The organism is Nitrospirota bacterium, assembly GCA_016219645.1.
GTDB lineage: Bacteria > Nitrospirota > Nitrospiria > Nitrospirales > Nitrospiraceae > Palsa-1315.
In genome coordinates this window covers 207,368-232,670 of sequence record JACRLR010000040.1, presented here as the reverse complement: position 1 = coordinate 232,670, position 25,303 = coordinate 207,368, and the positions used below count along the sequence as shown (strand labels likewise).

Annotated in this window: 21 protein-coding genes and 1 pseudogene; 16 read left to right on the top strand and 6 right to left on the bottom strand. The window is 55.0% G+C overall.

Annotated elements, in window-relative coordinates:
- The first annotated feature begins 22 nt into the window (after positions 1-22).
- Together HZB34_14275 and HZB34_14270 are read left to right on the top strand one after the other, a co-directional pair.
- Positions 23-727: an ABC transporter ATP-binding protein gene (locus HZB34_14275; protein MBI5317127.1), complete on the top strand. Its 705-nt coding sequence runs from the start codon at positions 23-25 to the stop codon at positions 725-727.
- Positions 724-3,390, top strand: coding sequence for an FtsX-like permease family protein (locus HZB34_14270; GenBank protein MBI5317126.1), 2,667 nt, complete (start codon positions 724-726; stop codon positions 3,388-3,390). The genes HZB34_14275 and HZB34_14270 overlap by 4 nt, the downstream gene beginning before the upstream one ends.
- A 491-nt stretch (positions 3,391-3,881) precedes the next feature.
- Here HZB34_14270 and HZB34_14265 read toward each other — a convergent pair whose 3' ends face one another.
- From HZB34_14265 to HZB34_14240, 6 genes and pseudogenes are all read right to left on the bottom strand, one after another.
- A complete protein-coding gene (locus HZB34_14265; protein ID MBI5317125.1) occupies positions 3,882-4,376 on the bottom strand; it encodes a PilZ domain-containing protein in 495 nt (164 codons plus the stop codon).
- Positions 4,377-4,475: 99 nt separating this feature from the next.
- Positions 4,476-5,513, bottom strand: a complete 1,038-nt coding sequence (locus HZB34_14260) for a PQQ-dependent sugar dehydrogenase (GenBank protein ID MBI5317124.1) — start codon at positions 5,511-5,513, stop codon at positions 4,476-4,478.
- A gap of 244 nt (positions 5,514-5,757) precedes the next feature.
- Entirely contained in the window at positions 5,758-8,499 is a 2,742-nt protein-coding gene (locus HZB34_14255) for a M1 family metallopeptidase (GenBank protein ID MBI5317123.1), read from the bottom strand.
- Positions 8,496-9,194 carry a ribose-5-phosphate isomerase RpiA gene (rpiA, locus tag HZB34_14250; GenBank protein ID MBI5317122.1) on the bottom strand — a complete coding sequence of 233 codons (699 nt, stop codon included), beginning with the start codon at positions 9,192-9,194 and terminating at the stop codon, positions 8,496-8,498. Before rpiA ends, HZB34_14255 begins: the two co-directional genes overlap by 4 nt.
- Positions 9,191-10,267, bottom strand: coding sequence for a glucokinase (glk, locus tag HZB34_14245; protein ID MBI5317121.1), 1,077 nt, complete (start codon positions 10,265-10,267; stop codon positions 9,191-9,193). The genes rpiA and glk overlap by 4 nt, the downstream gene beginning before the upstream one ends.
- Positions 10,264-10,596, bottom strand: a pseudogene (locus HZB34_14240) (6-phosphogluconolactonase). The gene glk and the pseudogene HZB34_14240 overlap by 4 nt, the downstream one beginning before the upstream one ends.
- A 137-nt stretch (positions 10,597-10,733) precedes the next feature.
- Between HZB34_14240 and rpmH the strand changes: the two are divergent.
- The 14 genes from rpmH (at position 10,734) to atpD (ending at position 25,264) form a co-directional block, all read left to right on the top strand.
- Complete coding sequence (gene rpmH, locus HZB34_14235; GenBank protein MBI5317120.1) at positions 10,734-10,871, top strand: 50S ribosomal protein L34; 138 nt, start codon at positions 10,734-10,736, stop codon at positions 10,869-10,871.
- A 170-nt stretch (positions 10,872-11,041) separates the two neighbouring features.
- Entirely contained in the window at positions 11,042-11,422 is a 381-nt protein-coding gene (gene rnpA, locus HZB34_14230; protein ID MBI5317119.1) for a ribonuclease P protein component, read from the top strand.
- A gap of 50 nt (positions 11,423-11,472) precedes the next feature.
- Positions 11,473-13,173: a membrane protein insertase YidC gene (yidC, locus tag HZB34_14225; GenBank protein ID MBI5317118.1), complete on the top strand. Its 1,701-nt coding sequence runs from the start codon at positions 11,473-11,475 to the stop codon at positions 13,171-13,173.
- A gap of 8 nt (positions 13,174-13,181) precedes the next feature.
- A complete protein-coding gene (gene mnmE / locus HZB34_14220; protein MBI5317117.1) occupies positions 13,182-14,609 on the top strand; it encodes a tRNA uridine-5-carboxymethylaminomethyl(34) synthesis GTPase MnmE in 1,428 nt (475 codons plus the stop codon).
- Positions 14,610-14,622: 13 nt separating this feature from the next.
- Positions 14,623-16,521, top strand: a complete 1,899-nt coding sequence (mnmG, locus tag HZB34_14215; GenBank protein ID MBI5317116.1) for a tRNA uridine-5-carboxymethylaminomethyl(34) synthesis enzyme MnmG — start codon at positions 14,623-14,625, stop codon at positions 16,519-16,521.
- Positions 16,522-16,598: 77 nt separating this feature from the next.
- Positions 16,599-17,246, top strand: coding sequence for a 16S rRNA (guanine(527)-N(7))-methyltransferase RsmG (gene rsmG / locus HZB34_14210; protein ID MBI5317115.1), 648 nt, complete (start codon positions 16,599-16,601; stop codon positions 17,244-17,246).
- Positions 17,247-17,317: 71 nt separating this feature from the next.
- On the top strand, positions 17,318-18,094 hold the full coding sequence (locus HZB34_14205; GenBank protein MBI5317114.1) for a ParA family protein: 777 nt from the start codon (positions 17,318-17,320) through the stop codon (positions 18,092-18,094).
- Positions 18,072-18,920: a ParB/RepB/Spo0J family partition protein gene (locus HZB34_14200; protein MBI5317113.1), complete on the top strand. Its 849-nt coding sequence runs from the start codon at positions 18,072-18,074 to the stop codon at positions 18,918-18,920. The genes HZB34_14205 and HZB34_14200 overlap by 23 nt, the downstream gene beginning before the upstream one ends.
- A gap of 157 nt (positions 18,921-19,077) precedes the next feature.
- Positions 19,078-19,575, top strand: a complete 498-nt coding sequence (locus HZB34_14195; protein ID MBI5317112.1) for a polymer-forming cytoskeletal protein — start codon at positions 19,078-19,080, stop codon at positions 19,573-19,575.
- Between the two features lie 88 nt (positions 19,576-19,663).
- On the top strand, positions 19,664-20,089 hold the full coding sequence (locus HZB34_14190; protein ID MBI5317111.1) for a polymer-forming cytoskeletal protein: 426 nt from the start codon (positions 19,664-19,666) through the stop codon (positions 20,087-20,089).
- Between the two features lie 55 nt (positions 20,090-20,144).
- The gene (gene mnmA / locus HZB34_14185) at positions 20,145-21,227 is read left to right on the top strand and encodes a tRNA 2-thiouridine(34) synthase MnmA (GenBank protein ID MBI5317110.1); all 1,083 of its coding nucleotides are present in this window, start codon (positions 20,145-20,147) and stop codon (positions 21,225-21,227) included.
- 307 nt (positions 21,228-21,534) lie between these two features.
- Entirely contained in the window at positions 21,535-22,074 is a 540-nt protein-coding gene (gene atpH, locus HZB34_14180; protein MBI5317109.1) for an ATP synthase F1 subunit delta, read from the top strand.
- Between the two features lie 2 nt (positions 22,075-22,076).
- On the top strand, positions 22,077-23,594 hold the full coding sequence (locus HZB34_14175) for a F0F1 ATP synthase subunit alpha (GenBank protein MBI5317108.1): 1,518 nt from the start codon (positions 22,077-22,079) through the stop codon (positions 23,592-23,594).
- Between the two features lie 209 nt (positions 23,595-23,803).
- A complete protein-coding gene (gene atpD, locus HZB34_14170; GenBank protein ID MBI5317107.1) occupies positions 23,804-25,264 on the top strand; it encodes a F0F1 ATP synthase subunit beta in 1,461 nt (486 codons plus the stop codon).
- Positions 25,265-25,303: the final 39 nt, after the last annotated feature.

Below are 25,303 nucleotides of genomic sequence, written 5' to 3'. Positions count from 1 at the left end.
CCAGTATAATATACGCTTCACTATGATCACACTCTCTCATCTCACGATGCGCTTGGCTGGTGGAGGCCATCAGATTACGATCCTCGACGACGTCTCCTTCGAGATTCCCGATAAGCAGCGCGTGGCCATCGTCGGCCCATCTGGAAGCGGGAAGTCCACTCTGCTGGGACTCATCGCAGGGCTGGATCGCCCGACGTCCGGCTCCATCACCTTGGATGGTGTCGAGATCTCGACGATGCGCGAAAGCGCCTTGGCGAGGTTTCGTCGCGACCACATCGGCTATATCTTCCAATCCTTTCATCTCATTCCCACCCTGACCGCCCTGGAAAACGTCCTGGTGCCGTTGGAGTTGGCAGGGATGCCCGAGGCCATGGATCGCGCGGCCCATCTATTGAGGACGGTCGGGTTGGAAGAACGGCTGCATCATTATCCCGTCCAACTGTCCGGCGGCGAACAACAGCGGGTGGCGGTGGCCAGAGCCTTCGCCTGTCACCCCCCGATCCTATTGGCTGACGAGCCGACCGGCAACTTGGATTCGTCCACGGGACAGCACGTGATGGATCTGCTCCGTGCTCTCCATAGCGACTACGGAACCACCTTAGTCCTCGTCACGCATGATCTCACGCTCGCATCCTCCATGGAGCGCGTGATTGCGTTGCGCGACGGCCGCATCGAATCCGATACCCTGACCGGTTCAGACCATCGAGCCGCAGAGTCATCCCTGTGAATCCTTTCATCTTCAGGATGGCCTGGCGTGAAACCAGGGGGGCCTGGCGGCACTTTCTTTATTTCTTCGCCTGTATTGCGATCGGTGTCGGGGCCTTGGTCGGGGTGTCATTGTTCAGCTCCCATGTGGAACGCGCCGTCACAAAGGAGGCGCGGGGGATGTTGGGCGGCGATCTTGAGATTCGTCTGACTCATTCCCCGAGTCTCGTAGGGCAGGCGGTGCTGCACGAATTGGGCGATCGAGGTCTGGCCGTCACCCACGTCAGCGAGCTGGTCGCCATGGCCTCGCGCACAACCCGCGGACCAACTGCGAGCCAACCGACCCAGATCATCGAACTCAAAGCGGTCGAATCGATGTACCCCCTGTATGGAACGGTCCGGCTGGACCCGGCGCAACCGCTCGAGGTGCTGCTCCACCCTGATGAGCGCCGCTGTGGCAAACAGACCTGTTTTGGCGCGGTGGTACAGGAATCGCTGCTGATTCGAATGGGTCTCTCGGTCGGAGATCCGTTGAAGATCGGCCAAGCGATGTTTCTGATCACCGGCATTGTGCGGGTCGAGCCGGATCGGATGGCCAATGCCTTTACGTTGGGACCACGGGTCATGGTGACGCAGGAGGGATTACAGGCGGCGGCGTTGATCAAGCCAGGAAGCCGCGTGCGAGAACGGTATCTCGTGAAGATTCCGTCCGATCTGCCGCTGGAGCCACTCCTCTCAGAGCTGCGCGACCGGCTGGCGTCGGATTCCGCTCGCGTATCCAGCTATCGCACATCCCAGTCACAGTTGAGGAAATTTCTCGATCAGCTCTCCCGGTATCTCGGACTGATCGGTCTGACCGCCCTATTCATCGGTGGACTAGGAGTCGGAACCTCGATTCATGCCTTCTTGCGCGACAAGCTGCGGACCATTGCGATCTTGAAAGCAGTCGGTGCTGATTCGGCCACCGTGGTCTTGACCTATGTGACGCAAGCGATTTTCTTGGGATCAGTCGGAAGCCTCGCGGGAATCTTGTTGGGCATGGCACTCCAGCGAGGATTGCCGTCTCTCATCGCCGGTCTGTTCGGGTCTGACCTCCTCGATCAATTGGGTGTCTCAGCAGAATTATCGTGGTCCTCGAGCTGGCCCTTGATGAAGGGAGCGGCGCTAGGACTCCTGTCGACGCTGCTGTTCACCCTGTGGCCCCTGTTGAAGACTCGAGAGATTCACCCTGGTGCGATCTTCAGGCAGGATGCGGAACTGGCGACGGTCAAGCATGGGACCCCTCCGTCACAATGGTGGGTGAAATGGGAACTGGCCGATCCCTGGAATGTCGGCACGGCGGGAGTGATCATTCTCGGGTTGTGCGCCCTCTCCGTGTGGCAAGCAGGTTCATTGTCTGTCGGCTTCCTGTTTCTCGGTTCGTTGTCCCTTGCCATTGCCATCCTCTATGTCTGTGCGAGGCTGTTCGTGTTGGGGCTGGCCTCCGTCCCCTTGCCTCGCATCTTGAGCCTCCGTTATGCCCTGGGTAACGTCGTCCGGCCGGGGAGCCAGGCGACCGGAATCATGGTGGCCATCGGCATCGGCGTGATGGTGATCGTGACTGTGTCATTGGTGGAACGGGCGCTGCTCCAACAGATACAGGAGAATCGTCCGGCGGATGCCCCGACCTTTTTCTTTATCGATATTCAGCCCGATCAAGCGAAGGGATTCCTGTCGCTGGTCGATCGACAGACCGGCTCAGGCCGTCCGGAGCTCACGCCGCTGGTACGTTCGCGACTCCATGCGGTCAATGGCCGTGCCGTCACGGTAGATGAGGGGGCGGAAAAGCGCGACAAGAGCGGGGAGGGAAAAGAGGGACGGGGTCAACAGTGGTACTTCACCAGGGAATATGTACTGACCTTCCTCGACAACCTCCCGAAAGACAATAAAGTGGTCAAGGGGGAATGGTGGAAGGCCGGGCAAACCTTCTCAACCCCACAGGTGTCAGTGGAAGAAGACGCGGCCTTGAATTTAGGACTCACGATCGGCTCAACCGTGGAGTTCGATATTCAGGGGACCACTGTGTCAGCGGAGGTAAGCAGTATCCGCAAAGTCGAATGGGGAAACTTCTCGACGAACTTCTATATGATCCTGTCCCCCGGCTCGATTGACGGGGTGCCGTTAACCTATGTGTCGACGGTCCGGGTTTCGCCGGAGAAAGAGATGCCGTTGCAGCAGGCGGTCGTCGCCTCATTCCCGAACATCAGCGCGATTCATATCGGTGACGTGCTCGATAGTTTTGCAAAGGTGCTCGATCGTCTCTCGCTGGCCATCAGGGCCGTGGCGTTATTTTGTGTGGCAGCCGGCGGGCTGGTCATGGCGGCGGCACTCGCAGCGACACGCTACCGGCGCCTCTACGAATCGGTCATTCTCAAGGCCCTGGGCGCAACTCGTGGTCTGATTGCCCGCGCCTTTGCCATGGAGTATGTCCTGCTGGGCGCCGTTGCCGGACTAATCGGGCTGGCCCTCGGGAGTGTCTTGTCATGGGCACTGGTGCAGGTTGTGTTCGAACTTCCCTGGGGCATGCAACCATGGGTGCTCGGCATCGGCCTTCTCCTCACGATGTTGCTGACGCTGATCGTGGGTTTCGCAAGTACCTACCGGATTCTCGGCCAACCGCCGCTGGCCGTGCTCCGACACGAATAAAAAAGGATGGAAGGGAGCGGCTCAGGTCCCCTTCTTGCTCGCAGAACGCGCACGATAAGAATGTGCTCGTTCGATGCGCGCAGTAAAGGGCAGCCTGGGCCGCTCCCTTTAAGAAAGCAGTCATGGGATCGGAAGACCTCGTTGGACGCGCGCAGTGGAAGACAACCGGTCTGCTTACTGAGGAGAATGAAGAGGGAGAGAAGCTATGAATCAAAGGAATCACAGCATGGGCGAAGGACGAACGACCATTAGCAGACTGCGGAAAACCTGGATATACACAAAGCATCGTTGGAATATTCCGGAGTGGCCCGGATGCTTCAACAGCTTCAGGATGCTCAAAACGGCCGTCAGCGCGACTGCAGCGAACGATCACTTAAGGGGTGGGTGGGATGATCCCAACTGCGCGCGTCCAGCGAGGGCCTTCCAAGGCCGCGCGTTGCGCGAGCACGGGGATCGTCCCAGCTACCCCGCCGCCCTTTTTCAGCATTCTGTTAGATGGCGTGGTCGGGAAGGCGCAAGTCCAGAATGCGGCGGAGACGCCGTTCCTCCGAACGCAGGAAACTGGAAAAGCGCAGGCCGATTCCTTCAGCAGTGCGGGAGCGGACAAGGGCGCCGTCGACCATGATGGGATTATCGTACTCGGCAGGATGAAATTCCAGCATCACCTGGCAGCCCATCGGAATACGCTGGCTCGTGAGTACACGGCACCCTCGCAGGGATAGATTCGAGAGCACCCCTTCGACAACGACTCGTTGGCTGGAATCATGGACTGGGCGAACCTGTGCCGGATACTGGACCGTGACCCGGTCATAGTTGCGGCGAGGGTTGGCTTTGAGCTTGCCGAGGAAGGTGGTAAAGCGGTGGGTACAGAGCTGACAACGCAGAGGGTAAATAGTCAGGGTGCTGAGGAGCCGATCAGCGACCCCATGGCGTGGAGCGAGTCTTGTCTTCACGGTCCCGCACTTCGGGCAACTGTAGCTGCGCATTGTATATGATGGCTCCTCTGTGAGTGGCCCTGGGGTCCAATTGTATAAATTCGTGACATTCAGCAGCAACCCCCCTTTCGAGAGGCTAACCGCAGTCCATCAATTGGGGACAAACTTGAAAAGCCCGCCCCCTTGGGTCATGAGATAGAGCTCACCAGCCGCATCCTCTCCAAAACTCGCCACAGAACCACCCGGCGGACTGAGTAAAGGCCACTCTGTCTGCTCTGTTGGTTGACCATTCTGATACCGGAAACTCCTCACAAAGCCCGCACAAAAATCTCCATAGAAATAGGTGCCTTGCAGCGCCGGCATTGCTGATCCTCTGTAGACATACCCGCCCGTCACCGCACAGGCTCCGTCGTCGTGAGGATAGTCGAGTACTGGCAAAGTCAAAGGAGGGGTGCCAGGGTTGCAATTGCTGGAGGGATTGAAACAGAAAAACCCTTCCATGAACCGCCAGCCGTAGTTGAGCGCTCGCCCCGCGTTCGGGGCGAGTGAGACATTTAGTTCTTCCCTTGCCCCTTGTCCAACATCCCCGATATACAGATCATTTGTTACCCGATCGAAGGAAAACCGCCAGGGGTTGCGCAGCCCGAAGCTCCAGACTTCGGGGGCGCCTCCGCTTACGAACGGGTTGGGAGGGAAACCCGTGAGACAGGGTCCCCCGGTTGCGGGATTGATACGCAAGAGTTTTCCGAGCCTGCTGTTCAGATTCTGCCCGTTGTCGTTCGGGTCTCCACTTCCTCCTCCATCGCCGACGCCGGCATAGAGGCAGCCATCTGGACCAAACGCCAGCATGCCTCCGTTATGGTTTGACAAGTTTGGATTACGTTGAATGGTGGGTGGCAGAATTACTGCGGAAGCTGGATTGGCAACGTCCGACGTCGCTCTTATATAACGAGCGATCACAAGATCGCCGTTCTGATTCGTGTAGAAGACATAGAACTGACCATTCGTGATGTACCCGGGATCAAAGGCCATCCCCAGAAGGCCCCGCTCTCCTACTGTTGAAACGAGTCCGCTAAGGTTTAGAAAAGTAGTAGGACTCAGGGAGGGACTGTTCCTGTTATGAATTCTGATCAGACCTCCTTTTTCGACAATGAAAAGACGGAAGTTGTCGTTCGGAGCTGTGGTCATGAACACCGGAAAATTTAGACCTGTTGTGACGGTTTGGAGTGTCACACTGGTAGAGGTAGGAAGCTCAGAGTCTTGTTGGCTATCGTTTCCGGAACACCCAATCAGGCAGCCGGTAGTGACAACGACCAAACCAACTATCAACAGGCGGCAAATCCGCTTCATCAGCCCCTCCGAGTCATAGTAGGCTGTATGCCCTCAGCCTACTACAGAGTGCTGAATCGCCTCAAGCCGCCCGGGCAGCCAGTTAGCGATATTGGGCGAGGTACGAGCGCAAGGTGCGGCTGTCTCGCTCTCTGACCGCGACGATAATCCGCAATTGTTCGAGGTTTTGATCGAGTGTCTTCCCTCCCAGGTCGATCTTGCGAGATTCGAAGAATGTGCGCACATCTTGTTCCAGTTCCGGCGTGGCCAGGTTACTGATCCCGCTACAGAGTCGACGCATCCCTTGTTTGGGAAACAACCGGTCCATCTTTTCCCAGTTCGTTTTCACAAAATCCCAAGCCAACTCTCTCCCGTAAACATTGCCCAGGACCGCGCTGACAAGAAAGGGCGCATCTTGCGTTCGGATCTCTCCGCTGATGGTGCGGGCAAGTGTGCGTTCGACCAAGGCCTTGGGTTGAAATGCCGCGAGCGAGAAGAGATAGCGCCGTTCTTCTTGTGGTGTCACGGCGGTGCGGAATCTGTCGTGAAATTCGTCGTACCTGGTTGCATCGCCCGTATGAGCGAGAATGGCAACGATCGAAGGGACGACATTCGGATCAACCGCTGTCGCGTTGAGGCGATAGGCCCCATAGAGTTCGGCTGCGCGCTCCTGGGTAACTGGGTCATTGCCGAGCCTTCCCTGGGCGCCGATCAGTTCACCTCGTAATTGTTTCGTTCCTTCACTCTCGCCGCTTCGTGGTGCCCAACCCAACGAGGTCACGGCGGGGCTCAGCCGACTTCGTACAAAGGCTTCAAGCATCGGCCGATCTTCTACGGTGACAATCCGATTGAGGAAGGAGAAGGAGTCCAGGATCACAGCCCAGACATTCTTGTCCTCCTCTGTCGTGAAGCGGGCTGTCAGGTCAAGATAGCCCGTGAGGGGCATGAGGCCAGCGATAGTGGTGGCCCAGGCGTCGTTAATGAGGTTGAACCGTTCGGTGACAGCGAGTCGATCGAGGCCGCTCTTCAGAAGCCGATCCATGAGATCTTGCCCATAACGCACTCGATAGAATCCATGCCCCCCCTCGTTCAATAGGACCGACTCCCAATCGTGAGGGAGGGGAACTGTCGTCTCCTTCTCCGTCAGCAACATGCGAGAGCTGCTGGTCTTACCGCCGCCTGTGACTTTCATCTGGAGCGGGATGTGCCATGTCACAGGTGGTGAAGGGTGAGGCGTAAGGGGTGAGGGGTTCAGGTAGGTGAAGCGCTGTTGAGTTAACACGAATTCGACACCTTTCCGCAGTTCAGCCGTGATCAACGGAAAGCCTGGTTGGAAAATCCAGCTGTCCATGAGTTCAGGGACCGGATGCTTGGCGATCTTCCCCAACGATACCCAGAGATCGTTCGTGTCCGCGTTCCCATAGGCATGTGCGCGCAAGTAGTCGCGGACACCGTCGCGGAAGACGATCGGGCCAATGTGCTGCTCCAACATCCGAAGCACTGACGCGCCCTTTTCATAGGTCAGGACGTCGAACATCGCTTCGGCGTCCTTGGGAGCCTGCACCTGATATTCGATCGGTCTGGTGCTGTGTAGCCCGTCGACAGCGAAGGCCGCAGCGCGGGAGCTGCCAAAGGCTTCCCAACGTTTCCATTCCGGTTTCCAGGCATCGACCGCCAGCATTTCCATGAAGGTCGCGAAGGCCTCATTCAGCCAGAGCCCATTCCACCAGGACATGGTCACCAAGTCCCCGAACCACATGTGCGCGTTTTCATGCGCGACCACATCGGCCACCCGCTCCAATTCTCCATGCGTGGCACTCTGTCGATCGACCAGCAAGGCGGTTTCTCGGAAGGTAATCGCCCCGAGATTTTCCATGGCGCCGGACGCAAAGTCAGGAATGGCAAGCAGATCCAGCTTGTCGCCGGGATAGGGAATACCGTAGTACTCTTCAAAAAACTTTAGCGAGGCCACTGCAATCTCGTGGCCGAACGACGTGAGCGGTTGCTTGCCAGGAACGGTCCAGAGCCGTAGGGGCGCCTTCCCGACGAATATTGGTTGGGTGGTTTCGATCTTTCCAACGATGAAGGCGACAAGGTAAGTCGACATCTTGATACTGTCGGCAAACCGGAGGACTTTTTTGCCTGACTCGATGGACTCTGATGCAACTGCTGTATTTGAGACAGCGGTCAAGCGCGGATCGATGACCAGAGTTGTCGCAAACACCGCTTTGAAATCCGGTTCGTCCCAGCAGGGAAAGGCCCGACGGGCATCGGTGGCTTCAAATTGGGTCGCGGCCATCCAGTGCGTGACGCCGGCATGGTCTTTATAGGTACTGCGGTAGAACCCGCGCAGTTGGTCATTCAATTTCCCCTGGAAGGTCAGGTGCAGCTTCCATTCACCTGGCGCAATGGGCTGAGAAAACGTCAGCTGACAGCGTTGCGTCGAGTCGTGTAGCTCAATCGTGGCATTCTGTCGCGTACTTGATGACCCTTCCAGTATGGCGGATGAGATCACCAGATCAACAGCATTGAGAACGATGAAGCCAGTCGTCTGGGTAATCGTGAGAACTACGGTTTCCCTCCCTGCGAATGTCGCGCGGTCGAGATCTGGTTCGAGCCGGAGATCGTATCGATGGGGAAGAATGTGTCTGGGCAATCGATAGGGGTCCATGCTGCCGGGACTGTCATCAAGATTCATTTCTTCACCTTCCGGTCGTATAGTTGAAGTTGCGGCGCCTGCCGGCGCCAGTGCTGCGAGCAATGTCTGTGCTACTGGAAGGGCCAGCAGAAAGCAGGCCTGTGCCAAGGTCCTGAACACCTGGCGCCTGCTGAGAGACTCACTCATGTCCTCGATGCATGCTGGGTTTCGACGCCCTGGGGAGTTCCGACGATCAAGATGTCCGTTCGGTTCACGAAGAGGCCGGTCTCGACGATGCCAGGAATGTGGTTCAACGACATTTCCAGCTCGCGCGGCTGTTCGATGCGGTCAATGTGGACATCCACAATCAGGTTGCCAGACTCGGTTTTAAATGGGGCACCGTTTCGCTCCCGGAGTACCACCCGGCTTTTCGTGAGCGCTTCGATCTCGCGCGCCGTACTGCCCCAGCCAAATGGGACTACTTCGATCGGGAGCGGGAAGGATCCCCCCAATACCGGAACTCGCTTTGTATGGTCGACCATGACGATGAACTGCCTGGCTGAGGCAGCGACAATCTTTTCCTTCAAGAGCGCGCCGCCTCCACCTTTGATGAGGTTGAAGTTGGGATCAACCTGATCCGCCCCGTCGATTGCCACGTCGATGATCCAGGCGTTGTCCTGGTCGATGAGTGAAATGCCCTGCTGCCTGGCCAACTCGGCAGTCTCGTGGGAGGTCGGCACGCCTCGCAACTTCATCCCCGCGCGGACTTTTTCCCCCAACGCGATGATCAAATGCTTGGCTGTTGAGCCGGTCCCAAGGCCTACGACCATCCCATCACGGACGAACTCGACAGCTGTTAACGCGGCGGCCTTCTTCGAGCTTTCCAAGTTCTGATTGCTCATGATGGTGTGGGGCTATGGGCAAGGGCTGCGGCAACGGATGCGGCACCGAGTAGGGGGGTCTTCTGATTCATGACCACTTTCACCGGGATTGAATCCATCAGGCGTTTGAAGCGGCCTTTGTTGGTGAAACCTTTCATGAAAGTTCCGTCTTTCAGTTTGGCCAACAGTTTTGGTGCGATGCCGCCGCCCAGATACACGCCGTTGAGTGCCATAGCTTTCAGGGCAAGATTGCCCGCTTCTGCTCCATAGATGGAGGCGAACAGGTCGAGCGTCTGTTTGGCGATGTCTGCCCGCCCCTTGAGCCCTGCTTCTGCAATCACTGCCGCCGGGTCACCGGCTTTGATCTCTTCCGAGAGCCAGGTCGGCTCATTTTTCTTGCTGTCTCGGACATAGTCATAGATGGCGTGCAGACCTGGTCCGGACAACACCCGTTCGTAACTCACGTGCAGGTAATTACTGCGCAGGTGGCGCAGCAATTCGATTTCGTTGTCGTTGTTCGGTGCGAAGTCTGCGTGGCCGCCTTCCGACGGCATGGCTTGATAGCGCGAGCCGTTCCAAAAGAGGATGCATTCGCCCAATCCCGTTCCTGCTGCGAGCAACGCAATCGCCTGGTTGTGCGGTGGTGGATTGCCTGCGTTGAGAATATGAACTTCGTCCGGTCGGAGGAGCAGAATCCCGTGGGCCATAGCTTCAAGATCGTTGAGCAGCTTCACTTTCGGTATGTCGAAGCGCTTCGCCAGCGTGGCCCCATCGACCACCCAGGGGAGGTTAGTGGTCTGACACCGGTTCTGTATGACAGGCCCGGCGATGCCGAAAGAAGCCGCGTCGATCTTCAGCGGCCCTTCCGTTGGCGGTTCCGGTTCCAGCTCGACCGCCTCACTTTTCCCGACTGCAAGTTCGGCAAAGGGAGTCGGGGGCTTCGGCGGGACGAGAAATTCTGTGAGCATGTCCTCCAACGAGGTGTAATCGGCACTGTGAAATGATTCCAGCCTGACAGGATCCACGCGATCTTCGTGCCAGTCGAACAGGGCCAAGTAGGTTTTCGTACCCCCGATATCTCCGGCAAGAATCATCCTACCCTCACGCGCTTGTACTCCGATGCTCTGGAAGCTCGGAAGCAACTGCTCAGTCGAGATGCCAAATGAGGCGGCCGTCCTCTGGTGCTCCCAATGATGCAGGAAGCTGCCGTTCTGCCTCGGTCTTTGGATTGAGGATGGCTCGTACAACTCCTGCTTTGCCGGCTCCCACGACGAGAAACAGTATCACACTCGCCTGGATTGATCACACCTAAAGTCATTGTCAATCTGGTCGAAGGATCTTTTGGAGATTGGGTCACGGAGATCAGGCTTCGGTTGTCCCGATGGTATTGTGGATCGACGGATGGGAAATATCCCGCTTCATGCGACTGTCATGCCCGAGATAACCGGTGATCGCGAGACTTGTTTTCTTGCAGACGGGCTAGCCCCTCGTTTGACAGGCTGGCGGCCCCTCCCTATAATGCCCTGTTATTCGTGAGTCTTTTAGGCCAGGAGTGATTGTATGTCGTTTACATTTCAGCAGCCATCGAACCTCAAGAAGAAACGTGAACATGGATTTCGTAAGAGGATGAGCACAAAGAACGGCCGAAAGGTCCTGGCTCGTCGCCGTGCGAAGGGGCGGGCCCGCTTGGCCGTATAGGTCAGGCACGCTGGCTAGGGCTTCACGAAGGAATTTTCCCCCTCCGTTACGTCCCCCAGACTCGGTAGTTCCCAACAGCATGATGACATTGTGTGGTCATGACCGAGTCCGGAGATCGGGCCTCGAAATGGATGTGCTGTACGAACCTGCCTTCTCCCAGGATGATGGTCATGCCGCAGGGTGGAGGCGATAGGGAGCTGTTTCTCAAGCGCAGCCTCGATATCGAGTATGCCAAAGAGCATGGTCGGCGTATTTCGACCTCCTTGTTTAATATGGTGATTTGCCGGACTGACCAGGGGAGCAGCCGGATTGGAATTGTGGTAGGAAAGCGATTCGGGGGCGCAGTCAGCCGAAATCGAGCGAAGCGCTTGTTTCGGGAACTCACTCGGCAATTGCGCGGCCACTTACTCACAGGACACAGCCTTGTGGTTTTCCCCAAACGTGATTCGATCGTGCAACCCTTTGCTGTCTTGAAAGAGGTGTGGCTATCATCGCTCCGGCGCCAACGGTTGCTCCGCAGCGATGAGGACGAGCCGGCGCTGATCCAGTGAATTCGTAGAGTCAGCATTGCTCATGTTCACATCAGGGTAGCGGTTTACTTATGGACAAACGCATCATCGTCTTTATCGTTCTCTCGTTGGGGGTCATCCTGGGGTTTGACTTGTTCATGAGACAGATGGGGTGGATGCCTGAACCGCCCCCTGCGGAGAATACCACTGCGACGGACACTTCTTCCCAGGGGCAAGAGCCAGCTTCCACCAACGTGACGAGTCAGAGCGGTACCCCGACCGGTTCGAGCATTCCAACTCAATCCGGCCAAAAATCCGGCGCCCCTTCACCGGCTCATTCTCCGACAATATTGGAACAGACGATCACGGTTGAAACCGATCTGGTCCGCATCGGACTTTCGAATCGTGGTGGGGTGATTCAAAGCTTAGAACTGAAGCGCTACCATACCAAGCCTCCCGAAGCGAAGCCGGTACAGCTGGTCTATCATGGCGGGAAGTTTAGGGGCCCACTCTCGATTACGGTCCCCAATGCCGACATCGATAAGACTATTCGAGAAGGGCTCTATAGCATTGAGAAAGACTTCACCAGTCTCGATGCCGCTCATCCCGTCGGGCATGTCACGATGCAATTCCGTGATCCAGTCACCCATCTCAGCGTGGAGAAACGGCTCACGTTCCACCATGGCAGTTACATGGTGGATGTCGCGGTCGCCATGGAGGGAGTGACTGAGGCCTACGAGGTCGGGTTGGGGACGAACTTCGGTATCGTGGAATGGGGTGATGGGTTTATCGGTCTGATCGGCTCGGCCTCTCGTGTAGACGACAAAATAGACAAGGACACGCCCGAGAAGGAGCTTGAGCTCAAGGGGGCAGTTCAGTGGGTCGCCTTACAGGATAAATATTTCCTCACGGTCATGATGCCGAAGCAGGGTGAGGCCGTTCTCGTCAAGACGGAAGCTCCAAAGGTCGTGTCGGCAGGGGTACGAATGCCCGCATCAGGGTCAACATCCTCGGTGGCACTTCAGCTATATGCAGGCCCGAAGGAGTATGACACGCTCCGATCGTTGAACGTGGGCCTGGAGGACATGATCGATTTCGGATGGTTCATCTACGGGAGTTGGACCATTGTGAAATCCGTGGCGAAGCCGATCTTTTATGTGCTGAGATTTATTCATGAGTATATCCCTAACTATGGGGTCTGCATCATCCTGCTCACACTGGGGATCAAGCTGCTCTTTGTGCCGTTGCAATACAAGAGTTACAAGTCGATGAAAATGATGAAGGCGATCCAACCCAAGATCGCTGCGCTCCAGGAAAAATTTAAAGGTGATCGTGACAAACTGAACAAAGAGCTGATGAAGCTGTACCGGGAGCAGAAAGTCAATCCGCTGGGCAGCATTCTCCCGATGCTGTTGCAGATGCCGGTCTTCGTAGCCCTGTTCAATGTCCTCTACATGTCGATTGATTTGCGTCAAGCGCCCTTCATGCTCTGGGTGACCGATTTATCGTTGGAAGATCCATTCTATGTGCTGCCGATCATCATGGGCGCGACCATGTTTATTCAACAGAAGATTACGCCCAACACGATGGATCCGACTCAGGCGAAGATCATGTTGATGCTTCCGATCGGTATGACCTTTCTGTTCATAAACTTTCCCGCTGGCCTTGTCTTGTATTGGATGACGAACAATATTCTGACTATCACTCAACAGTTGGTGACGGATCGGTTTCTGCTGCATGACAAGGCACTCATCGCGGCAGGGACCGAGCAGAGCCGCAGCACGAACGCATAGAAGTCATCATGCGTGGAGGGCTCGACGACACGATCTGTGCTATTGCCACCCCTGCAGGCCAAGGCGGCATCGGGATCGTTCGTTTAAGCGGCCCTCAGGCGCTTTCGATTGCTTCCCAAGTAGTCCGGCTTCGGTCTGGTGATTCCCTCTCATCGGTTTCTTCCCATACACTGCACCTTGCCGATCTTGTCATTCCTGCTTTGGAGAAGCATGGCGAAGTTCGTGCCGTTCGTAACCGCCTGCCCGTATCGGGCCTGATCGATGAAGCGCTCGTGGTCTATATGAAGGCCCCGCGATCGTTCACGGCTGAAGACGTGGTGGAGATTCAGTCGCATGGGGGAATGTTGGTGCTTGAGCTGGTGTGCCGGGTCTGTCTGGAGTCCGGTGCAAGGATGGCTGAGCCGGGGGAGTTTACGAAGCGGGCTTTTCTCAATGGGCGCCTGGATCTCTCCCAGGCAGAAGCGGTGCTCGATACGATCAGGGCCGCATCATCCGCCGGATTGAATATCGCGCAGCGCCAGCTACGGGGTGATCTCGCTCATGAGATCGAGCAGGCTCGGGCCTCCCTCCTGACTGTGCTGGCCCATGTTGAGGCAGGGATTGATTTTGTTGACGAAGATATTTCCTTTCTTCAACAGGATGAATTCGTACGGATCGTGAGTCACGCCCGTGTAGTCGTCCAAAAACTGGAAGCGACGGCGCGGGATGGACGAATTTTGAAGGAAGGAGCACACGTCGTCATCTTGGGACGCCCGAATGTTGGTAAGTCCAGTTTGTTGAACCGGCTTCTGAAGGAAGAACGTGCGATTGTAACTGCGATTCCTGGGACAACGAGGGATGTGATCGAAGAATCCATCGATATTGACGGGGTGATGATTCATCTGGCGGACACGGCCGGCATGAGAGAGACGGACGATGTGGTTGAGCGGGAAGGCATCAGACGTGCGCGTGCCGCACAGGATGAGGCAGACCTGTTGTTGGTGGTCGTCGATGGGTCGGTGCCCCTCACGAGCGATGACCGGGAGCTGTTGAGGTCGGTCAGGGATCGCAAGCACATGGTGTTGCTGAATAAGGCGGATCTGGCTGAAACTGTGGAGAGGGACCCCACGCTGACTGACCGCCTGGTCTATATCATGTCTGCAAAAACAGGGATGGGGATTGAGGTGGTGAAGTCCGCTCTTCTCGCTCAGCTCGTGTCCGGAGGTTTTGAGGCAGGAGAAAGTCTCATGGTGACAAACGCAAGACATCGTGACGCGTTACGCCGGGCTAGTACTTCCTTGGACCAGGCTCTCGAGTCTGTGCGAGGTGGGATGGCCGGGGAACTTATTTCGATCGATGTGCGGGCTGCAGCGGACGCGCTTGGGGAAATCACGGGCGCCATTACGACAGATGAGATTCTTGGTCGGATCTTTTCAGAGTTCTGTGTCGGCAAATAGGGATGGGATAATCATGGGACAGTCTGTGGACGTCATTGTGGTGGGCGGAGGTCATGCCGGCTGCGAGGCTGCCTTAGCCGCATCGCGCATGGGGGCGCAGACGTTGCTACTCACGATGGATCAGGATCGCATCGCGCAGATGTCGTGCAATCCGGCAATTGGAGGAATCGCCAAAGGACATCTGGTAAAAGAAATCGATGCGCTGGGTGGGGAAATGGCACGGAACACCGACCAAGCCGGCATCCAGTTCCGCTTCATCAACACGAGTAAAGGCCCGGCGGTTCGAGCCCTCCGGGTCCAATGCGATAAGAAGCTGTACCGAGAGGCCATGCAACGCACGTTGAGCCGGCAGGCAAGGCTGACGGTTGGCGAGGGGACGGTCGACCGCTTGCTGACGCATGGCGGCTCGGTGACAGGCGTCGTGACGGATCGAGGCGACCACATTCAGGCGAAGGCCGTGATTCTGACATCAGGTACATTCCTTAAGGGACTTATCCATATCGGGTTGAATCGTTTTCCTGCGGGGCGAGCCGGCGAGGCCTCGGCCGAACATCTGTCTGATTGTATGCGCGACCTGGGGTTCGAGCTTGGTCGGCTCAAGACCGGTACACCCCCTCGCTTGGATGGAACGACCATAGAATTTTCCGCCATGTCGCCGCAGCCGGGCGACGATCCGCCTCCGCCATTTTCCTATCGAACCGACAGGATTGAGAATCGGCAGCTCCCCTGTCATTTGACCCATACCTGTCGAACGACACACGAATTAATCCAGCGCAATCTAGACCGGTCGCCACTCTACAGTGGCATCATTGAGTCGGTGGGACCGAGATACTGCCCATCGATCGAAGATAAAGTCGTACGTTTCGCGGATAAGGAACGTCACCAGATTTTTATCGAGCCCGAAGGGTTGGATAGTCATGAGTTTTACCCGAATGGAATTTCCACGAGCCTGCCGGTTGATGTCCAGGCCGCGATTCTGAAAACGATTCCAGGACTAGAGCGGGCTACCATGCTCAAGCCAGGCTATGCGATCGAGTACGACTACTTTCCTCCACGGCAACTGCACCAAACTCTTGAGACTAAAATCATGGCTGGGCTCTACCATGCAGGCCAGATCAATGGGACGTCAGGATATGAAGAGGCAGCGGCTCAGGGTCTGATGGCAGGTATCAATGCAGTGTTAAAAATTCGAAATGAATCGCCATTCGTGCTTGACCGGTCGCAGGCCTATATTGGTGTGCTCATCGACGATCTCATTACAAAAGATGCTCGTGAGCCCTATCGTATGTTTACATCACGGGCAGAGTACCGTTTATTACTGCGCCATGGAAATGCCGACCTCCGGCTAACTGATCTTGGATCGAAGCTTGGATTGATTTCCAACGAAGTCTATTCCAGGTTTCAGTTAAAGCAGAAAACTATTGAAGATGAAATTGAACGGCTCGAAGATTTAAGGCCAAAGCTTACGGGCTGCGTTCGAGAGCGCTTGGCAAAGGTTCTGATTGAGGATGTATCTGGGCCCTGTACCGCGGCTCAACTTTTACGGCGCCAGAGTGCGAGCTATAGATCCTTGCTAGAAGCACTCGAGATAGATTCTGTACAAGATAATGAAACTGCAGATGAAATAGAATTACAAGTTAAGTATTCCGGTTATATCAAGCGCCAACTTCAGCAAATAGGACGATTTAAGAAACTCGAAACTAAGCCAATTCCTGTGGCCTTCAATTATGATGGGATTCCTGGTTTTTCTAGAGAAGTCCGAGAGAAGTTAAAGAAAGTTCGTCCAGAGTCTATTGGTCAGGCGTCGAGGATTTCAGGAGTTACACCAGCAGCTATTTCGTTACTCCTAGTGGCTCTTGAAAAATACAAAGGCGAATCCGATCGGGATAGCCTGCAGAAAGTCTCCCCCTAAGCGGGCGAGCACAAAGATTTTTATTTTTCATCTCGGAATATCTTGACCTCACTAGCTGATTCGCGTAATTGTTCCACGTGGAACATCAACTTGAATTACGCACATTCATAATTAGCTCTGCAAGGGAACTCGGGCTGGCAATCGGAGAAGTTCAAGCGGAGCAGTTTCTGCGATATCTCACTCATCTCATTGAGTGGAATAGGGTAATTAACCTCACAGCTATCCTTGACCCCGATGAAATCATCATCAAACACTTCGTTGACTCACTCGCCGCACTCGTCACGACAGATTTCACAGATAAGAGTTTGGTGCTTGATATAGGTTCTGGAGGAGGTTTTCCTGGTATCCCCATTAAAATCATGAAATCTGGCGTGCGGCTGGTTCTAGTGGAGCCGGTTCAGAAAAAATGTTCTTTCCTTAATTCAGTGGTCGGCTTGTTAAAACTTCAAGATGTGTCAATATTTAATGGGACAATCGAACAATATGCTCAATGGCCGCTTAGGCAGCTAATTGACACGGTTGTGATAAGGGCATTGAAATGTGAAGGAATACAGATGCATATTCCTACATTACTCGCCCCCAAAGGAAAGGTGGTCTTGTATAGAACCTGCCCCATTAATAATGAGGAAATGTGGGAAGCCTTTCATCTTGTGGACGAAAAGATTCTTATGCTCCCACAGGGGTCGGGTAAGAGAGTTGTATCGGTGATTCAGAGAACTACATAGTGATTCAGCAACTAAATAAGCATATGTTCCACGTGGAACATTAATTACTAGATGGTTCCCCGGTAATGAACATGGCAAAGATTGTAGCAATCGCAAATCAGAAGGGTGGCGTAGGCAAAACTACAACTGCGGTGAATCTTGCCGCTGGTGTCGCACTGCTTGGAAAACGTGTTTTACTTGTGGACATGGATCCACAAGGGAACGCCACAAGTGGACTCGGTATTGATCCACGTTCTCTACAGACAACCGTGTACAACTGCTTGATTAATTATGTTAAATTTCACGAGGCTGTACAGGTAACAGAAGTGAACGGTTTGTCACTTTTGCCGGCAAATGCTGACTTGTCTGGAGCAGAAATCGAGCTGGTGAACGTTGAAGAACGAGAAAAACTGCTTCGGAATTTTCTGCGAGATGTTGATCAGTTGTTTGATGTAATCTTTATCGACTGTCCTCCTACCTTGGGCATTTTGACGGTCAATGCGCTCGTCGCATCTCGCAGCATTTTAGTCCCGGTCCAATGTGAATACTACGCCATGGAGGGCTTGAGCCGCTTGGTTGGAAACATTGATCGCGTTCGACAGTCCTTTAATCCTGACCTTCAGCTGGAAGGGATCGTCTTGACAATGTTTGACGCGAGGAATACGTTAGCGCGTCAAGTCCTTGCACAAGTTCGCGAGTATTTCAAGGATGTCGTCTACGACACAGTGATTCCTCGCAATGTGACATTGGCTGAAGCTCCAAGTTACGGACGGCCAGCAATGTTATACAATGCCTCATCGTCAGGATCTCAAGCGTACTTGTCATTAGCCAAGGAGTTTGTGAGCCATGGAGAAGAAAGCGCTCGGTAGAGGATTGGACGCGCTGCTTCCCGCTGCCAAACCTGTGTCGATGCCGGAATTGCCTGAGGTTCAACATCTGCTTGTGGATTCGATTGTTCCAAACCGGTACCAACCGAGACAAGCATTTCCCTCACAAGAATTGGCAGAACTCACTGCTTCGTTGAAGCAAAGTGGATTGCTACAACCAATCTTGGTACGCCGCAAGGGCGATGGCATCTACGAGCTTATTTCCGGTGAAAGGCGTTGGCGTGCGGCGAAGCAGGCGGGGCTGGAAACCATTCAAGCCGTCATTCGGAATTGTGGCGATGAAGAATCTGTCGTCCTTGCGTTGGTGGAAAATCTTCAACGGGCTGATCTCAATCCCATGGAAACGGCAAGGACCTACCATAGGATGATGAACGAATTTGGACTGACTCAGGACATAATTGCGCAACGAGTTGGCTGTGAGCGGTCATCGGTCGCCAACGTCGTGCGTCTTATGAATTTCCCTCTGGAGGTCCAGCAGCTGATCGAGACGAATCAACTCTCGATGGGGCACGCAAAAGTGATTCTCGGTCTTTCCAGCCAGAACGAACAACTCAGAATCGCCCACCTTGTCGTTGCAAAATCTCTATCCGTAAGAGAAACGGAAAAAGTCATAGAATCCCCATCAATCGCGAAGAAACGCGCGACAAAGGAAGTACGGGAAACAGCCTGGTCCGATGTTGAGGAGCGATTGCAAAAACGATTGGGCACAAAGGTCATTATACAAAAGGGAAGGCGTGGCGGGAAAATCGTCATTCACTACTTCTCTCCTCCTGAACTCGACGGGATTCTTGAGAGACTTCTGAACTAATCAGAATCTCATTTCAGTCTCACATGAATCGCGATCGTTAGAGGCATAATTGTTGCTTCTACGTATTCGTGACTATTCCCCTTCTGATCCACTATTTCCTTGATGGCACTGAACCCGTGGTGAAATAGGAATGTCATGAAATCGAGGAGGCGCGCTCATGTGGGGGCAGGATAAAAAAGAAGAAAAGAGCTCAAGCGAGCAGAAAGGTGAAGAGGTGATTATGGTGACCGGCAACTCAACAACTCCCGAAGGGACTGGGGATATTAGTGCCTTTGTCGGAAAAGGAGTCGAATTCAAAGGTACGATTTCCTACAGCGGCACGGTGAGAATTGACGGATACCTCGACGGAGAAATTCATACCGACGGGGTCTTACTGATTGGCGAAGAGGCCGTCATCCAGGCGAAAATTACTGCCGGTACCGTTGTGTGTAAGGGTAAAATCACCGGAGATGTCATTGCCAAGGAGTGCGTGAAGCTCCGCGCCCCAGCGGTGATGAATGGGAGCGTCAAGACGCCGGTCCTTTCCATGGAAGATGGAGTACTATTTAACGGCGCCCTTGAAATGGCTCACGGCGTGCGCGAACTCCCCAGGGAAGTCTCTCTGCACCCCGTAGGAATGATCATGCCCCCTGGCATCAAACGAGTCAATGGCTAGGGGAAATATTAATATGTAGGTATTTTTCAGCTCTTTACTTGTCTGGCGAACACTGTGCAGGCATGGGAGAGGACTGTAGGAGGCAATCATGTGGCCGACAAGAGAACGCGTTCAACAACATGAGCAGAACAGTGAAAACCTTACCCTTTTGGGAAAAGGCGCGGAGTTCAGGGGGGTCGTCAGTTTTGACGGCACCCTCCGGGTTGATGGACGAGTCGAAGGCGAGATCTATACAACTGGGACACTCATCGTCGGTGAGCATGCAGTGATCGAGGGTATCGTGTCAGCCGGAGTCCTCATGAATAGCGGCAAGATCAATGGCACTATCACTGCTAGTGAAAAAATTCTCATCCTTAAACCCGGTGTTCTTGTCGGTGATATCCGGACCCCGGTTATTGCAATCGAAGAAGGCTCTCATTTCCATGGCATGTGTGATATGGGTGCGCATCATTGGAGCAACGACCGCGCTCTCGCGCTCGATATCTCACCCAGCTTCGTCGCGGCCGCCCATTAGTCAGAGGACGCGCCCTCTAGCCCTTTTCCCGTCTTCCCAGTAGAATAGCGACTGTATGGCTCGCCCTACAGTTCTTCTCGGCATGAGCGGTGGAGTGGACAGCTCCGTCGCGGCAGCGCTCCTCGTTCGCCAGGGGTACGACGTCCACGGCGTCACGCTCCAGGTCTGGGAACACGAAGATGAAACCGTCGCGGCCTCTAAGCGGTGGGAGGAACGCGGCTGCTGCAAGGTCGGTATTGCCCGGTTTGTCGCACAGACATTGAAAATTCCTTATGAGGTCGTCGACACCAGAGCAACCTTTCGAGCCGGCGTCATCGACAACTTTGTGGCCGGCTATCTCGAAGGGACAACACCCAACCCCTGTGTCAGGTGCAACGAGCGGGTCAAGCTGCGTGGTCTCATCGAGCTTGCGAACACACGCGGAATCAAATTTGTGGCCACCGGCCACTATGTTCGCATTGGCGAATCCCGGGGAATGCGGACGCTTCAGCGAGCAACGGATCTTAAGAAAGACCAAAGCTACTTCCTCTATCGTCTCCGCCACGCGTGGCTCGAACGCCTACTTTTTCCTGTGGGAGACATGGAGAAGGCGGACGTATGGAAGGAAGCAGGGGCCTTGGGTCTTCCTGTCGAAGAATTGAAGGAAAGTCAGGAAATCTGTTTTGTGAGCCACGGCGATTATCGGACTTTCATCGAAAAGGAATCGCCCTCCGCAAAGAACCCAGGGGCCTTTGTCGACGATGCGGGCCAATATTTGGGCGAACATGACGGTATCGCCTTCTACACGCCAGGCCAGCGGAGAGGTCTCGGTATTGCCACTGGCCGCAGGCTCTATGTACAGCAAGTACTGCCGGCCACCAATACCGTCGTGCTTGGAGCAGAAGAATCACTACGTCGCAGCCACTGTGACATTACGGATCTCAATCTCTTCGACCCCTCCCTCCTCACCGGACCAACAGAGGCTGACATTAAAGTCCGGTATGCTACAGCTGCCACGCCCGCAACCATCCAACCCCTTTCAGAGGGCACCCTGCGTATTTCCTTTCATGTACCCCAGCGAGCGTTGAGCCCAGGGCAGTCAGCGGTCTTCTATCGAAACGATCATGTACTGGGCGGCGGTATCATCCAATCATTCTAACCCGCATTATTCAGGACTCTTCTGCTGCAATCGCCGATCCGTTGTTGCAACAAGCCGGCAGGCTCGCCCCTCGGACCTTCGACGTGCACAGTAGGCCTCAGGTCCTCCGGGCTCCGCGCGCCAGTCTCACGACGCGGCGTGGCGATTTCGCCACGAACAGTCATGAATAATGCGGGCTAACGGTCTCAAATTCCCGGCATCATATTGACAGCACTTATCCGGCAATGCTAACTTTGCACGCCCATTTTCCTGCTAGAGCAGGAAGACTTCCTTCTTTGCCAAATAGAACAGAGAACGGATCGATATAGTGATTAAGACAGTAGTGGCGCGACGTTACGCACAGGCGTTGTTTGAGCTACTCGACATCTCCACAATCGAGTCAGCCCGCACAGCCTTAACCGGGTTAAGGCAAGCGCTCAAGGACTCAACCGAGCTGCGCCATGTCGTGGCGTCACCGGCATATGGCGCCGAGGATAAAATTGCTGTCCTTGCAGAACTAGGTTCACGCCTGGGCTGTCCTCCAGCCGGAAAAGCCTTTCTAGCACAGTTAGTGAAAAAGAATCGCGTCGCCTTTATTCCTGAAATCGCCGAGGCCTTCGCGAAACTTGCCGATGCGGCCAAAGGCACTCAGCCGGTCATTGTCTTCTCAGCAACGGCTATACCTCCACATGAACAAGATCAAATCAGCGATCGCTTGCGCACAGTGCTCAAGCGCCAAGTGGAAGTGACCTTTCACACTGATGCCCGCTATATCGCTGGCCTACAGATCCGTCTCGGCAGCACGTTAGTCGATAGCACCGTACTGAGCCGGTTACAAGCGATGGAGGGTTTGTTGAAGAAGGAGTAGTCATGCAGATCAAGGCAGAAGAAATCAGTTCGATCATCAAAGAGAAAATCAAAGGCTTCGACAAACAGGTCGATGTCAAAGAGACCGGCTCTGTCATTCAAGTCGGAGATGGGATTGCCAAGGTCTATGGCCTAGACGGCGCCATGGCCGGTGAAATGCTCGAATTTCCCGGCGGACTTTACGGGATCGCGCTGAACCTTGAAGAAGACAACGTCGGCGCCGTGCTCATGGGCGATGACGTGGGGGTCAAGGAAGGCGATCCGGTCAAGCGCACGGGACGTATTGCGGAGATTCCAGTTGGCGAAGCATTGCTCGGTCGTGTGGTGAACGCAATTGGGCAACCTATCGATGGAAAGGGCCCGATCAAATCGTCGCTCTCGTCCCGCATAGAAGTCACTGCACCGGGAGTGAATACACGCCAGTCGGTCCGCGAACCCCTGCAAACGGGTATCAAGGCCATCGACGCCATGATTCCCATTGGCCGCGGGCAGCGTGAGTTGATCATCGGCGACCGGCAGACCGGCAAAACCGCCATCGCCATCGATACCATTATCAATCAACAGGGCCTCAACGTCTTTTGTATCTACGTGGCCATAGGTCAGAAACGGTCGACCGTGGCCCGGGTTGTTAAGACGCTCGAGGAGAGCCACGCGATGGATTACAGCATCGTGGTGGCGGCCAGCGCAAGCGATGCTGCGCCCATGCAGTATCTTGCGCCCTTTGCCGGTGCCGCCATCGGCGAATACTTCCGGGATAACGGCAAACATGCGTTGATCGTCTATGACGACCTCTCCAAACACGCCGTCGCCTACCGTCAGTTGTCTCTCCTGCTCCGTCGTCCTCCAGGCCGCGAAGCCTATCCGGGTGACGTGTTCTATCTGCACTCCCGGTTGTTGGAGCGTGCGGCCAAGCTCAGTGACAAGCTCGGCGGGGGAAGCCTCACGGCACTGCCGATCATCGAAACGCAAGCCGGTGACGTGTCCGCCTACATTCCGACCAACGTCATTTCAATTACGGATGGGCAGATCTATCTCGCCAGCGATCTGTTCTACTCCGGTATTCGTCCCGCAATTAACGTGGGTCTGTCGGTCTCCCGCGTCGGGGGTTCGGCTCAGATCAAGACCATGAAGCAGGTGGCCGGTACCCTTCGGCTCGATCTCGCGCAGTACCGAGAAATGGCCGCGTTCTCCCAGTTCGGCAGCGAGCTCGACAAAGCGACACAGAGGCAACTTGCGCGTGGCGTTCGGATGGTGGAGTTGCTCAAGCAGGGACAATACAAACCGATGCCGGTCGCCGATCAAGTGCTGTCGATTTACGCCGGCGTCAACGGATATCTGGATGATGTATCGGTCGATAAAGTCCAAGAGTTTGAAGCTGACCTGCTGCGCTACATACAACAGAACCATCCGGAGCTGAAAACAGAAATTACGACCATCGGGAAGATCGATGAGACGGTTAGCGACAGACTCAAAGAGATGATCAAGACCTTTAAACAAAAAATGGGGTACGGAGGAAAGTAACCACTGCTGAAATGCTGACGTCTAAGGGCGTATAGTTCATTGTCAAGGAATCTCAACGATGCGGGGCTAGAAACTCTGCACGTAACATACACATGGCGGTATGTAGACATACACAGGCCATTACCGAGGCCTTACAGATTGTGACTGAAGCGAATCCGAAACTGCTGGACATTGTCGGTGGTGGAGAAGCGGTAATATAGTCCGCCAGGTTGAAGAAGGAGACATCCGTGAGTATAGGAAAAGTCATTCAGGTCATTGGACCGGTGGTTGACGTAGAATTTCCTCCTGGACAACTGCCGAACATTTATAACGCCCTCAAAGTGACTCAGGAAGAAAATAAGGCCACCGGCACGCCGGCTGTCCGCATCACTCTTGAAGTGGCACTGCACCTTGGTGAGAACCGAGTTCGCGGCATCGCGATGTCCACGACCGACGGTCTGACCCGTGGAATGGCTGTGCAGGACACAGGGGCGCCGATTTCTGTACCGGTCGGCCGCGAGACATTGGGCCGACTGATCAACGTGTTGGGCGACCCAGTGGACGAGATGGGCCCCATTAAGACAACGAAGAGGTATCCCATTCACCGGCCTGCGCCCAGGCTCGAAGATCAGGACCCTAAGACCGAAGTCCTCGAAACAGGCATCAAGGTCGTCGACCTTCTTGAGCCGTACAGCAAGGGCGGCAAGGTCGGCCTCTTCGGCGGTGCCGGTGTCGGCAAGACCGTCATTATCATGGAGCTTATCAACAACATCGCCTTACACCACGGTGGTTTCTCGGTGTTTGCCGGCGTCGGTGAGCGGACTCGTGAAGGTAACGACCTCTGGCACGAAATGCAGGAGTCAAAGGTCATCGATCCAAAGGACTTTACCAAGTCGAAAGTCTCGTTGGTCTATGGGCAAATGAATGAGCCGCCTGGCGCGCGGCTGCGCGTCGCATTGACGGGACTGGCCGTCGCCGAATATTTCCGAGATGAAGAAAATCAGGACGTGCTGCTCTTTGTGGATAACATCTTCCGGTTTACCCAGGCCGGGTCTGAGGTTTCGGCAATGCTCGGTCGTATGCCATCAGCCGTCGGCTATCAACCAACCCTCTCCACCGAGATGGGAACGTTACAGGAACGCATCACCTCGACCAAACGTGGCTCAATCACCTCGGTCCAAGCCGTTTATGTGCCGGCAGACGACCTGACCGACCCAGCGCCTGCGACAGCCTTTGCCCACTTGGACGCGACCACCGTGTTGTCGCGGCAAATAGCTGAACTGGGTATCTATCCAGCCGTCGACCCGCTCGACTCCACCTCACGAATTCTCGATCCGAGGGTCATCGGCGAAGATCACTACAAGGTGGCCCGCGGAGTCCAGTCCGTCTTGCAGAAGTACAAAGACCTCCAAGACATTATCGCCATTCTCGGCATGGACGAATTGTCGGAAGAAGACAAGATGGTCGTGGCAAGGTCACGGAAGATCCAACGGTTTCTCTCGCAACCGTTCCATGTGGCCGAAGCGTTCACTGGATCACCAGGGAAGTATGTGAAACTCAAAGACACAGTGCGAAGCTTCAAGGAAATTCTCGACGGCAAATACGACCATCTGCCAGAGCAGGCGTTCTACATGGTTGGCCCGATTGAGGAAGCGATTGCGAAGGCAGAGAAAATGGGAGTAAAAGTCTAAAAGAATGTAAGGGGTAAGGCGTGAGGGGTAAGGTGTTTC